We start from the raw sequence: 13,023 nt of genomic DNA on the forward strand, positions 1-13,023 counted from the left end.
AGACACCGAAAGCAAGGGGGACCCGACGATGAATTATGTCGAGAACGAATGGAGAAGCGCGGACGGAACACCGTTGTTCGCCTGCGAATGGACCCCGTCCGGACGCGGAGAGGTCAAGGCGGTAGTCGGTCTCGTCCACGGCATGGGCGAGCATATGGGCCGGTACCGCCACGTGGCGGCGATGCTTACGGAAGAAGGCTATGCCGTCCTTGGCTTCGACAACTACGGCCACGGGAAGACACCCGGCAAACGTGGACATGCCCCTTCCTATGACGCCCTTCTGAGCGGAATCGACCTCATGCGGAAAGAAGCCGCGGACCGGTATCCCGGGCTTCCCGTCTTCCTGTATGGTCACAGCATGGGCGGCAACGTCACCCTGAATTACCTGCTCCGCCGCAAGCCCGCCCTGGCCGGGGCGATCGTGACGGGACCCTGGCTCAAGCTCGCCTTCCAGCCGCCGGTGCTGCAGGCGGCGGTGGGTAAGGTGCTCGAGCGCCTCTACCCGAAATTCACGAACTCCCGTCCGATGAACGCCGAGCACCTGACCACCGACCCCGAGCTGATGAAGCGCTATGTCGAGGACGAGCTCGGCCACGGGGATATTACGGCGGGCTTCTTCTTCGGCGTTCAGCGGGCCGGAAGCTGGGCTCTTCAGCATGCCGGGGAGCTCCAGTTGCCTCTATTGCTCATGCATGGAGGGAGCGACAAGGTCACGTCCATCCATGCGAGCCGGCAGTTTGCGGAGAAGGCGGGGCCTCTCTGCGAGTTTCTGGAATGGCCGGGCTTCCGGCATGAGCTTCAGAACGAGCTTAAGCGCGAGGAGGTCTTCGCCGTCATGCGCGGCTGGCTGCGCAACCGCCTGGAGGCCTTCTCCGGAGAGGCGGCCAAGTAAGCATCGGCTTATTCTGCAAGGGATTCTTCAACGATAAAACCTTAGAGCCGGTGCTTGGCTTATAGGGAGGGCCCGCCTTCCAAGTCCGCCCTCCGACCGAGGTACCGCGCGAATCTCCAAGGCACGTGTTCGGCTTCCGCTGACTTAGCTGAACTTGCCGGCCGTTATCGGAGCGGATGAGCTTTTAAACGGCTTCCATTCCTAGCCAAGCCGGGACACAAGAAGGGTATACCGCCCGGGCGCCAGTTCGTATTCCCGGCTGGCAACCGGCGGGATTTCGGCTCCTTCCGCTTCGGTCAGAGTCAAACTACCGGCAATGGGCATTAAATCCAAGCTCAGCCGGGCTGTCATGGCGGCGGGAATATCCAGCTCCAGCCGAAAGACAGGATCGGGCGCTTGTGGAATGCGCTCCCACCTGACCCGAAGCATACCGCGGCTGGTGGGTACGCTCGCCTCCGCGAAGTGAAGCCCTTCCGGAACGAAGGGACGGATCGTTACCTCGGCAAAGCCGGGGGAACTCGCGTGGATTCCGGTCACATATTCCTGCAGCAGCCGAACAGGATAGCCGTTCCAGGCATGGCAGTGCGACTCGATATCGTTCCAGCCTTCCCATAGCGTTTTGGCTCCCTGCCGGATCATATACCCCCACCCGGGATACTCTTCGCGTGCGATAAGCCGGAAAGCTTCCTCTCCCTTTCCGTTCTCGAACATGGCCCGCAGCAGGGGCAGCGACAGCACGGTTCTCGCCTCCCAGTCCGAACGGGCGATATAATCGGCGACTACCGGCACATCCGCCTCCGGGACCAGTCCGGCATAGAGAGCCAGACCATTAACCCCCTGGTGCGCGGCTGATGAGCCGAGGCCATCCACGTAACATTTTTTCCCAGCGTCATACAGATGCTCCACTATGCTGCGGCCCAGCTTGATGGAAAGGCTGTTATAGGCCGAGAAGTCATCCGGATGTCCGGTTTGTTCCGCCGCGGCGGCGACGATTCGAACCGCCTGAAGCAGCTTGATGTTCTGCACCGTCAGAAATTCCGGGCTGTGATCGACGGTCGGATAAGGCCAATCGCTGATATGCCAGCCTTTGCCGATGGGCGCCAATCCCGTCTCCGGGTCGGCCGTCCCGAGATAGTAGTCAACCATTCGCTTGGCCGTTTCATAGTATCGTTCGAGCACTCGACTATCCCCGCTATGCCAGTACAGCTTCCATAGCAGCGTACCGAAATGCAGGTCCCACTCCGGAATTTGCAGATGAAAGTCCGGATGGTCGTAATTGGTAGGGTATACGAATGGGAACGTTCCATCTTCCAGCTGGGAATCGGCAAAATCGCTGAGTACCTTCTCCAGTACGGAACGGGAGTCGAAATTGTAGAGCAGGACCTCCGCCTGCAGGTCGGAATCCGCCAGGTACTGCGCCTGCTCCCGGTGCGGACAATCGACGACCTGTCCCAGCACGTTGTTTTTCTGCGTCTGGATGGCTGCCTCATAGAACTCATTCAACAGCTCGTTGGAGCAGCGGAAGCTGCCCACCAAGTCGATATCCGTATGGGCAAAAACGATCTGCACATGTTCCCCCGCAGCGAGCGGTTCCGGATAACCGGTGACCTCCACATACCGGAAAGCCTTGTAGGAAAGGTTGGGCTGCCAGTTCTCCTGTCCTCCGCCCTGCATCGTATATTGATCATAATAGCGGTCCTGCTTCTCGTTGCAGACATTATGCTTAACGAAACCCTCTTCGTCCAAATCCTCGGAATACCTCAATTGTACCGTAATGCCGGGAAGGCCGGGGAGCCGGATTCGGGGCCAGCCCGAGACGATGAGGCCGGTATCGAACACCTGTCGTCCAACCGGGGTGCCGGGTGGCGTAACCTCCCGAGGGGTTAGGATCTCCTCCACCGTACCCTCCGGGATCTCCTGCCATTGCATGGGCCAGTCCGGCCCGGGAATGCCGGCCATCACAGCTTTCCGGCACAGCCCCTCGTCGAAACCGGGAAGCTGCCAGCCCGGCTGGAGCTTGCGCGCATCATAAGCCTCAATGGAGGACATCCGGCGGTTTTGCTGATAGGGCATGTTCGCGGCATGCGGAATTTCCTTAAGCGTCTCCCAGGAAGGATCGGTTATCCAGGTTTGCCGGGCGCCGTTTTCCTCCACGAGCTCCAGCTGCAGACGGAATCCGGGAAGCCCGTTGACATAATTTTGTCCGGATCCGCCCAGGTAATGGGCAATAGCGCTTAAGCAGTTGGGACCATCCGTCAGCAGATCGGTCACGTCATAGGACAGATAGTATTTGCGCTTCTGCGGATTCGTTGGGGCCGGGGAACCGAAGCCCCCTACCCTCTTGCCGTTTACAAAAACCTGTGCGGTATTGTGGGCTGACACAAAAAGCTTGGCGTAAGCCGCCCGCTTGTTCACCACGATTTCTTTGCGGAAATAGGCATAATCGTTGGTCTGAACCTGCCCCGAGCTCCAAATCCAATGGGCCTTCCAATCCTCCGGATACAAGCCTGTATCAAAAGGGGCCGGCTCAGAGTCGCATCGCCTGCCCGAGGAGCTCCAGACTGCCGCCTTCCACCAGTATCGCGATGCGCTTTTCAGGCGGGGCCCCTCATAATAGGCGTGAGTAGACCGGTTCTCGCACTTGCCGCTGTCCCAGACATCCGCCTGTCCCTTCTCCAGGAGCTCCCGGTCTGTCGCTACCCATATCTGGGACGCCCCGCTGTCCATTCCTCCCGCTTCACTCTTCAGCTGCCAGGAGAAGCGCGGCCGCTCGCGGTCCAACCCAAGGGGCCGATCCCCATCATTCACTCGCAGGGTGTCCACCTGGAAAGGGGCTTGCTTCCCTGCCACGTTATTGGGTGCGTGTGGATTCATAATAAGCTCCTTATGCTTGAAGTATCTTCCTGCAGCCTTTGGGTTCCCAGCTTCCTTACTCCGGCCGATTTACTGATAATGCGGACTCCAAATACGCGCCTTGTAAACCGAAGTCTCGGGCAGAACAAGCTTTCGATCCGGTAAGAAGAGGTCTGCGGTATCCGTCCCCCAAGCGTATAGAGCCCCTTCCTTGGGAACGGTCTGAATGATCGCTCCGGTAGGCTGATTCCCCATACTTTTGACGAAGCCGCGGTTTGCCTGCTCGGAACCGGGATATCGGGATGACCATGTACCGGTCGACTTCTTATACTGGTACACTCCACTGTTGGTTGTTACCCATAGGAGATCCGTATCCCCGAACACGGGTGACAGGTCGTGCCCCCAAAGGGTCGGAAGCTTCTTCTCCTGAACCCGGCTCAACACAGGAGCGTGCGGGGCCCCTCCAACCGAGAAGGCTGCCAACCGGTCGTCCCCCACCGCCCATAAAAGCTTCCTCTCCGGATCCCAAAGCACGCCATGCGCCCCGGGCAGCGGGAATTCCGCATAAGCTGTGGAATTCGATCCCTGAGAGGACGTATAGACCCTAACCCACCCTCCATCGCTCGCCGCGACGGCCAGATTCCCATCCGGCAGCAATTCAGCCGCGTGCGGGTTTCCCCCCACCACCAGGGACCAACTCATCGTTTTCCTGGATGAGTAGGGAACAATCGCCGCCAGTCCATAGGAATCCGTTACGACCAGGCAGAGACCGCCGTAGCTTTCGTGATCCCGAAGCTTGACATCGGAAGGCAGTCCCCAACCGGGAGTTTCGGAGCCATCCTCCCCTTCAGGAGACCACTCCCATAGAATGTTCGTTGTATCCGAATCCAGGACGATGATCCTCTTGGATGCCTGGTCGGTAACCGCGATCGGATAGTCTGCCGCCATGAGCGTGAACCCCCGCTTATCTGATTTTTGCTTCTATCTGACTTTTGCTTCGATCCGATTCTTCCAATTGTCCATGAGTTCATGGGGATTCGGCCTTCTAACCTCGTGCATGATCGGTCCCCCGTACCCTACCTTCCTCAAGGCTTCCAGCACAGCATCCCATTGAATGATTCCGTCCCCGGGCAGCCAATGCTTCTCATCCGTACCGTCGTTATCCGAAATATGGGTCGTAACGATCCGATGGCCCAACCGTTCAATGAATTGCTGGGGGGATTCTTTAAACAAATGATTGACGTCGCAGCAAACGCCAAGCTCGGGATTACCGGAAACCAAATATTCCATCTCGTCTGCCGAATGGCCGAGACAAGTACGGGGAAGGCACTCCGCTGCCAAGCGGACACCTAAGCCGGCCGCATCCCGGGACAGTAGACCAAGCGTGATTCGGGCCGCTTCCAACCGCTTCGCCCTTTCGTCCGGAGCGATAGGCTCCCAGCTCGGATGAAAGACGGCTGTGCGGATTCCCCATTCTTGAGCATAAGACAATACGGTATGTACCTTACTCACCACTCGTTCGCGGATGGAGGGATCCTCCTGAGACGGATCCCATTCCGTTCCGAACGGGATATGCAGGGACCAGATTTCGATTCCCAGCTCGGCTGCCTGGCGGACGACCTGGTCACAGGCGCTTTTGACCTCCGGATCCATAATGTCCAGGGGCTGCCACGTCAGCTCCATGCACTCCTGCCCGGCTTCCTTCACCGCATTCAGGTCGATGGGATTAGCCAGGCTGTAAGAAGTACCGATCTTCCAGGAATTCTGGCTGTTCTTATCCTTGGCCGTTTTCATACTAGACACCTCCTCTTCGCTGACGAATGATTCCAGCCTCATCCTTTCACACTGCCCATTACAATTCCCTTAATAAAGAAACGTTGAAGCAGCGGATAAACTAACAGAATGGGCAAAGCCCCCAGAAAAATTTGAGAGGTTTTGACGGTACGTTCCGACAATTCGTTAAGCAGAGATAAGTCGGTGGTCGTCAGCATCGTCAAATCCTGGCCTACGATGATCGTACGCAAGTAGCTCTGAAGCGGATAATTCTCCGGAGAATTCATCAGAATCAGCCCGTCAAACCAGCTGTTCCAATGCCCTACTATGGTGAATAACCCGATGGTCGCCAGCGCGGGCAAGGAGAGCGGCACGTAGATGCGCCACAGCGTGGTCCAATGGCCCGCGCCGTCCATAAAGGCCGATTCCTCCAGTTCCTTGGGCAATCCCCGGTAGAAGTTTAACAAGAGGATCACATTAAAGACCGGAACGGCTCCGGGAAGCACCAGCGCCCAAATCGAGTTGAGCATGCCCAGTGATTTGATCGTCATGTACCAGGGAATCAAGCCTCCGTGAAAAAGCATCGTCAGGACAAATACCCAGGCATACACGGTTCTCCACCGGAACTTCGTTTTTTCCTTGGCTAGCGGATAGGCGGTAAGAATGGTTAGAAACATACTGAGCGCCGTACCGAGCAGGACCCGCTTGATCGTTACGAGCAGAGCGGTCAGAAATTCCGGCTTTTGTAACGCGAATTTATAAGCGCTGGCCGTGAAATCGACCGGCCATAGAACCACTAAGCCTCCCATAGCCGCCGCGCTTGAGCTGAAGGAAACCGCGAGTACATGAATGAGCGGCAGTAAACAAAGGAGCGCGAGACCGATTAGAAACGTATAGTTGAGCACAACAAACACCAGGCGGCCGATTCCGGGCTTCTGGACCATTTCTTCCCCTCCTTAAAAGATCCGGTATCCGGCGAACCGGTAAGCGAGCAGGTACGACCCGGAGATGAGCAGGAGGGATACGACCGACTTAAACAATCCGACGGCGGTAGCCACACTATATTGGGCATCGATCAGTCCGATCCGGTATACGAAGGTATCGATAATATCTCCGCTCTCATAGACCTGCGGACTGTAGAGATTAAACACTTGATCGAAGCCGGCATTCAGCACATTTCCCAAGCTGAGGGTCGTCATCAGAATGACGACCGGCATAATGCCCGGAAGCGTAATGTGGAGGGTCTGCTTCCAGCGGTTCGCACCGTCAATGACCGCCGCCTCATACAGACTCTGATTGATTCCGGTCAGCGCCGCTAAATAAACGATGGTTCCGAAGCCAAAATCCTTCCAGGTATCGGTCGCGACCAGAACATAGGGAAACCAGTGATTACTCCCAAGAAAATAGATCGGCTCTATCCCCAGCAGACTGACAAACTGATTGATGATTCCCTTCAACGACAGAACATCGATCAGGATCCCCCCCAAGATGACCCACGACAGAAAGTGAGGCAGATAGATCAGGGTTTGAACGGTCCGCTTGATCCTCTCTTTCATCATCTCATTGAGCAGAAGCGCAATGGTGATGGGAACGAGGAGCCCCGCGGCTATCTTCATCACGGCGATAAAGATCGTGTTATAGACGATTTGAAAGGTATCCGGCAGATTATACACGTACAGGAAATTTTGAAAGCCCACCCAATTCGAACCGAAGAAGCCCTTGGCCGGAATAAACTTCTGAAAGGCGATCACGATTCCGATCATCGGCCAGTAGCTGAAGACAATCAGGATGACAAGCGCAGGCAAGAGCATAAGATGAAGCGGAAGTTCATGCCTCCATTTTTTGATCGGCATTTCACGGCTCTCCTTTCTTTCGAGTAAGAATAGAACGGCAGGGAGAGAATCTCTCCTCTGCCGCCCACTCCCCTGCTTTCCCGTCTTTATTTGATGGATTTCGCCCACTCGTTAACTTCTTTGGTCATATCGTTTCCGCCCAGCTTCTTCCAATCCTCAACAAACTTATCGAAGGCGGCAATCGGCTCCCCCATAATGATCTTGGTAAACGTTTCGAGTTCCATCTTATCGAGGGTCGCTTTCTTCTCGCCCATCGTCTTGGTCGGTGCCCCAAAGAACTCACTCATGAGCGGCAATTTGTTCTTCTGGTATTGATTGATGACCGTGAACGAGCTGGGCTCTCCGAACACCCGGGCCTGATTCCATGTTTTGTTGTCGCCTGCCTCGAATTGTTTAATCTTGTCGTAGGTCGCCTTTTGTTCTCCATTTAACTTGGAAACATCGCCCGTCTTTAAGCTGTTGACGACGGCCAGATGGACATCCAGGTTTTTTTGAGGGGACCATGCGTTGAACGGCGCATGCTTAAACAATTCGATCCCTTCCTTGGAAGAAAAGAAATTGTCGAAATCCTGCTTCTCCCCCCAGCCCTTTTCGATGAACAAGTTGACCATCTTCATGACAGCTTCCGGATGCTTGGATCCTTTCTTGACCGCATAATAGGCGAAGACAGGATTCCCTACCTGCGGCTTAGCCGGGCTGCCGTCCACGGAGACGATGGGATACGCTCCCCATTCCATTTTGGGATCCAGGTCTTTCCCCTTCTGCAGCGGATTAATCGGATTCCACATGGCTCCGTAATACAGCCCGATTTTACCGGCGACCGCATCTTCGCCTGTCTTGTTACCGTCCTTCACCCCGAACTCTTTATCCAGCAAGCCCGCTTTATACATTTCCTGCAGCTTTAGCAGGGCCGGCTTCATTTCAGGAAGGATCGAACCATAGGCCAGATTACCGGAGGCATCCTTTACCCATGATCCCATATAAGCATGGAAGCCGTTGAAATAGCCGCCCAGGCCCATAATGCCGCCGCCGCCGATGCCTTTGTTGATGCCGAGTCCGAAGGTATCGTTCTTGCCGTTTCCGTCCGGATCCATTTTGGTAAAGGCCTCCGCTATCTTGTAAACATCGTCCATCGTCTTCGGCTCCGGCAGATTCAGCTTCTTGAGCCAATCCGCCCGCACCCAGAGAATGGAGGCCCCGTCGATGGAAGAGTTCGTGTTCGGAATCGCCATCAGCTTTCCGTTAAACTTGGCGGAATCCAGCTGCGCCGTATTGTCTCCCTCCATAAACTTCTTGGCTAAAGGAGACGCGTACTTGGCGTATACATCGGATAAATCCTCCACCAAGCCGGCCTCCACCAGCTGTTTCAACTGGATGGCACTGACCGGTATAATGTCCGGAAGCTCCCCCGAGGCGATCATCACGTTCATCTTCTGTGTCGCGTCTTCTCCGCTTGTCGCAATCCAGTTATATTTCAGCTTGATTCCCAATTCATCCAGATAAGCCCGTGTCCATTCGTTGTTGTCAATCGTATCGCTGCCCTTGAATTTAATGGAAGCATCCACGCTTCGGACCGTCGTCACCTCAACCGGAGACGGATACTTGGACAATGGTCCAGCCGGAGCCGCCGATGCAGCTGCATCGGGCTTGGATGTCCCGCTTGGTGAGGAGGAGGGAGAAGAAGAGCTGCAAGCCGAAACGGCAAGCGTAGAGCCAATGGCGAGTAAACTTAACGTTGCTTTTACTGATTTCATGGGTAGCCTCCCTTTTTTTTGTAAGCGATATCCCCGTTAACAATCCTAATTATAGATAAGGCCCCATTCCCTTCCTATACTAAAATTTGCAGGTTCTTGCTCCATTTGCACAGACTTTCCCTTCACCCGGGAGTGGCCGCACAAAAACCCCGAAAAACAGCCGGCAAGCCTTCCTTGCCTCTATCCTTCGGGGTTGAATTCAGTGGATCCGGCTTTCACATGCCGGAGCGTCTCGTTCGGCTCAGCTCCCTGTATTCTTGGGGAGTCCGGCCCATATTCTTCTTGAAGATCCTGGTAAAATAGGCCGGCGATTCGAATCCGACCTGCCGGGCGATTTCATGCATTTTCATTTGAGACTCGGTCACGAGCTTCTTGGCCTTCTTAAGACGGGCCTCGGTTATATATTCGGATAAATTGATTCCGGTAATTTGTTTATAAAGCCGCGACATGTAATAAGGGTTTAGGTAGATGATTTCGGAAAGAGTGGTAAGCGACAGGTCCTTATCCAGATGCTCCTCCACATAGCGGTTGATGGTCTCGACCACCTGCCGGGTGTGCTCGGTCTTCTCGCTGTCACGGGATTCAAACAGCTGAAGGGCGGCTTGAATCAGATATTGAAACGCTTCCCTCCGGGTCGCATGGAGCTGGTAATTGGCGATTTTGTCCAAATGCACTTCCTTCAGTTGTGTTCCCCGGTCTCCCCAACGGTTTACTTGCGAAAGCAGGTGGGCCGCAACGGCGTAATACAGCTCAAGAAAAAAATCCGTTTCCTCATAAAAGGGCTCCAAACGCACGGAAATATCGAGGATCAACTTCATAAACTCTTCCTTGTCCACGTTCTCGAAATGGAAATCGGATGCGGTCAATTTTTTGACCAGATGGCGGATCGTTTGTTTCTGCATTTCGTTTTCCCGAGCGGACTCCTCCGTCTGCTGATCCTCGATGATCATCGTTCCCTGACCGATTCCCAATCCCCGGCTAAGCCCTTTGCGCAGCTTGTCATAGCAGGAAGAGAGGTCCTTCCATTCCACAGCCGATTTCCCCGCTGCTACCGAAATAGGCACCTTTAGAAGCTGAAGGCTGGCCGCCTGTATTCTTTCCAAGGTACCGTGAACGAACCGGATCGTTCTGATCCACGAAGGATCGGCAGCCGGCAATGGAGATACGGGAGATGCTTCCGGCTGAAGGAGCCAAATAAAACGGTTATAATCCGTATTGACCGCTTGAATCGAGCACGGCATGAAATATTCCTTGGCAATGTTGTGGATAGCGAACATCATCAGCGCTTTATCCGATGCTTTGGAGATGGAGTCCGGCCACCGGTCCACGCGCCCAATGACCACGAGCAGCGGTTCCTGAAACCGAAGCGGGATATGCAGCTCCTTAAGAAGCTCAGGCTTTAGAGAAGACCACGTCTTGGTGCCTTCACATAATCCTTGCAAATAATCCCTCTGCAAGGTAGGGATAGCTAATTGGAGCTGTTCCGCCGCCTTGTCCAGAAATCGGGCATTCTGACTTTCGGCCTTCAGCGCATCCATCGCTTTTCGTACGCTGGCCACCACTTCTTCATCGCTTTCCGTCTTGAGGATGTAATCGATGCTTTTGCCGCGCAGAGCGGCCTGAACATACTCGAAATCGGGATGGCCCGTCAAAAAAATGACTTTGCAGGCCGGCCAACGGTCGGTAATATGCCCTTGAAGCTCAAGCCCGGACATGCCCGGCATCCGGATATCGGACAATACAATATCGAAGCGCATCCAGCTTAATTTCTCCAAGGCTTCGTCACCCGAATAGGCCCGGTAAAGGTCCAGCTCAAGCCCTTCTTCTTCTTGAAGAAGCCGATAGATTCCGTCAACAATAATGGGCTCGTCATCAACGACCAGCAATCGGTACATGGTCCGTCTTCTCCTCTGCAGGGATTCGGATCTCGACTCTCAAGCCTCCAAGGCTGCCTCTGCTTACACGCAGGCCGAACCGGTCTCCGAACCGGATTTGAATTCTTCGGTGCACATTCACGAGCCCCGTCGTCTCGGGCTCCGACTGGGTGTAACGGAGCTTGGCTTGCAGCTCGTTCAGCCGCTCATCCGAAAGCTCTTCCCCGTTATCCTCAACGGCCATCGTCAAGGATTCCGCCTGTTCCTGAAACACGACTTCGATCCGTCCCTCCTTCTTTTTGTTCGCCAAGCCATGATTATAGGCATTCTCGATGATCGGCTGGAGAATCAGCCGGGGAACCATCCGTTTCCGGCATCCTGGCGGAAGGTCTCCGAAACTCACGTTAATTCGGCTGGAGAAACGGTACGCTTGAATGTCCATAAACGTACGCGCGAATTGGCACTCCGCCTCCAAGGTCACCTCTCCTGTTCCATCCCGTGTTATAAACTGGAAATACTCGCCCAAGTAACGGGTAAACCGGGTCACATTCTCATAGTCCTCGTTCTTGGCCATCCTTGAGAGCGTAAAGAAGCTGTTGTAGAGAAAATGAGGATTAATCTGCGATTGAAGCTGCCGGAATTCGGATACTTGAGCCCGGTACTGCTGCTCATACACCTCATGGATCAGAACGCGCAGCCGCTCCACCATCCCATTGAACTGACCGTACAGATAGGAGAATTCATCCTTGAAGCGATACTGAACCGTTTGATTAAAATCCCCCTGCTCTACGGCTCTAAAGGCCCGGACCAGAGTCCGTAAAGGGCGGTGGATCACCCGGTAAATGACGTAGGAGAAGAAGGCAATGATAACCGCCGAGATCAGGGAAAGCAGCCAGAACCACAGCCGATGCTTATCCAGCGGCCCCGTGACGTTTCTCTCCGGTATATATTTGACCAGCGTAGCCCCCAGAAAGTTGGAATGCTCGAAGCTGACCACATAATCCTCCTCGCTGATTCGGACGGTTTCGACTCCCTTCGAATGCCCGCTGTTGACTTTATCGGATACCCATTCCCATAAGGCGTGATCCGTTTCCTCGTTCTCCCCGCTGGAAATCTTCCATTGAAGATCATGATCGACAAGCAGGGACCCGCCCTCTTTGTTGTCGATGATTTGACGCAGAACATGTTCGATCTCTTTCTGATCCATTTCGATATCCAGCAAAAAAACAGGATCCCGGTTGGATAAGGCATATTCGGGGTAGGGATAGCTGATGAATAACCGGTTGTGCCATGTAATAAAGGGGGAGTTTTGCTGACGGGCCGGAGCGGACAGAACACGAAATTCATCCCTCGGAATGGGATTGACCATATTGTTGGCGGAGATCGTACGGTCCAGCATCGAGATATGGATGCTCGCGTTGGTAACATAGCTGCTGGATGCCTTGAGCAGGAGCAGCCGATTCTGGATGCGCAGCAAAGCCGCCGTTTTCTCAAAATCGGGCATGACGGGGGCGACGACGCTTAATTTGCCGACATCCTCATCCGCCATGTATTCTCTTCCGAGCTTGACGATTTTGCTGATATCCAGCTCCAGAAGTCCCAAATAAAAATGAACGTTGGCTTGCATTGAATTGGAAATTTCACTCTTGACCGCTTCCTCACCGGATTGATTTAACGTAAGACTGACGGTATAAAGAGGAACCACAATAAGCAGGAGTGTAAAGACAAGCTTTACATAAATGTTGGATTGGGGTCGCTTGAACACTCGGATCTCTTCTCCTCGCTCTTATCCATCCCTGTTAACGGAAATTGTACCATTCCCCGCCTGCGTAAGAAATGGAAGATCCGCCGTTTTACGAAAACCGTATAATTCGGGCAACGAATATCGAAATATTCCTATATCGAGGGAAGAGAGGCGCCATATAAACTGAAAGCGCAATCTAATCTTGCCTTACGATTGGAGGACGAGTGATGAAGGAACATGGTGCAGCCGCTTGGGCTGGGACCCGTGCCCGTGGGAGAGC

General features: G+C 54.4%; 9 protein-coding genes. 1 reads left to right on the top strand and 8 read right to left on the bottom strand.

Annotation, left to right across the window (positions count from 1 at the left end; translation table 11 throughout):
* The first annotated feature begins 28 nt into the window (after positions 1–28).
* Positions 29–892: an alpha/beta hydrolase gene (locus MJA45_RS27395; RefSeq protein ID WP_315605056.1), complete on the top strand. Its 864-nt coding sequence runs from the start codon at positions 29–31 to the stop codon at positions 890–892.
* A gap of 201 nt (positions 893–1,093) precedes the next feature.
* Here MJA45_RS27395 and MJA45_RS27400 read toward each other — a convergent pair whose 3' ends face one another.
* From MJA45_RS27400 to MJA45_RS27435, 8 genes are all read right to left on the bottom strand, one after another.
* On the bottom strand, positions 1,094–3,766 hold the full coding sequence (locus MJA45_RS27400) for a family 78 glycoside hydrolase catalytic domain (protein ID WP_315605057.1): 2,673 nt from the start codon (positions 3,764–3,766) through the stop codon (positions 1,094–1,096).
* Positions 3,767–3,835: 69 nt separating this feature from the next.
* Positions 3,836–4,693 carry a DUF6528 family protein gene (locus tag MJA45_RS27405; RefSeq protein WP_315605058.1) on the bottom strand — a complete coding sequence of 286 codons (858 nt, stop codon included), beginning with the start codon at positions 4,691–4,693 and terminating at the stop codon, positions 3,836–3,838.
* Between the two features lie 33 nt (positions 4,694–4,726).
* Positions 4,727–5,539: a sugar phosphate isomerase/epimerase family protein gene (locus tag MJA45_RS27410; RefSeq protein ID WP_315605059.1), complete on the bottom strand. Its 813-nt coding sequence runs from the start codon at positions 5,537–5,539 to the stop codon at positions 4,727–4,729.
* 38 nt (positions 5,540–5,577) lie between these two features.
* Positions 5,578–6,462 (bottom strand): carbohydrate ABC transporter permease, encoded by an 885-nt coding sequence (locus MJA45_RS27415; RefSeq protein WP_315605060.1) that lies wholly within the window; start codon positions 6,460–6,462, stop codon positions 5,578–5,580.
* 12 nt (positions 6,463–6,474) lie between these two features.
* The gene (locus tag MJA45_RS27420) at positions 6,475–7,371 is read right to left on the bottom strand and encodes an ABC transporter permease (protein ID WP_315605061.1); all 897 of its coding nucleotides are present in this window, start codon (positions 7,369–7,371) and stop codon (positions 6,475–6,477) included.
* 86 nt (positions 7,372–7,457) lie between these two features.
* Positions 7,458–9,125 carry an extracellular solute-binding protein gene (locus tag MJA45_RS27425; protein WP_315605062.1) on the bottom strand — a complete coding sequence of 556 codons (1,668 nt, stop codon included), beginning with the start codon at positions 9,123–9,125 and terminating at the stop codon, positions 7,458–7,460.
* 215 nt (positions 9,126–9,340) lie between these two features.
* Positions 9,341–11,020, bottom strand: coding sequence for a response regulator (locus tag MJA45_RS27430; protein ID WP_315605063.1), 1,680 nt, complete (start codon positions 11,018–11,020; stop codon positions 9,341–9,343).
* Entirely contained in the window at positions 10,998–12,764 is a 1,767-nt protein-coding gene (locus MJA45_RS27435) for a sensor histidine kinase (RefSeq protein WP_315605064.1), read from the bottom strand. The genes MJA45_RS27430 and MJA45_RS27435 overlap by 23 nt, the downstream gene beginning before the upstream one ends.
* Positions 12,765–13,023 lie beyond the last annotated feature (259 nt).

Origin of the sequence: Paenibacillus aurantius, assembly GCF_032268605.1 — a bacterium.
Classification (GTDB): Bacteria; Bacillota; Bacilli; order Paenibacillales; family NBRC-103111; genus Paenibacillus_AO; species Paenibacillus_AO aurantius.

What these genes read in the sequence shown, in the direction of transcription:
- MJA45_RS27430 (WP_315605063.1), bottom strand. Translation starts at nt 11,020, where the DNA reads ATGTACCGATTGCTGGTCGTTGATGACGAGCCCATTATTGTTGACGGA.
- MJA45_RS27415 (WP_315605060.1), bottom strand. Translation starts at nt 6,462, where the DNA reads ATGGTCCAGAAGCCCGGAATCGGCCGCCTGGTGTTTGTTGTGCTCAAC.
- MJA45_RS27425 (WP_315605062.1), bottom strand. Translation starts at nt 9,125, where the DNA reads ATGAAATCAGTAAAAGCAACGTTAAGTTTACTCGCCATTGGCTCTACG.
- MJA45_RS27405 (WP_315605058.1), bottom strand. Translation starts at nt 4,693, where the DNA reads ATGGCGGCAGACTATCCGATCGCGGTTACCGACCAGGCATCCAAGAGG.
- MJA45_RS27410 (WP_315605059.1), bottom strand. Translation starts at nt 5,539, where the DNA reads ATGAAAACGGCCAAGGATAAGAACAGCCAGAATTCCTGGAAGATCGGT.
- MJA45_RS27395 (WP_315605056.1), top strand. Translation starts at nt 29, where the DNA reads ATGAATTATGTCGAGAACGAATGGAGAAGCGCGGACGGAACACCGTTG.
- MJA45_RS27420 (WP_315605061.1), bottom strand. Translation starts at nt 7,371, where the DNA reads ATGCCGATCAAAAAATGGAGGCATGAACTTCCGCTTCATCTTATGCTC.
- MJA45_RS27400 (WP_315605057.1), bottom strand. Translation starts at nt 3,766, where the DNA reads ATGAATCCACACGCACCCAATAACGTGGCAGGGAAGCAAGCCCCTTTC.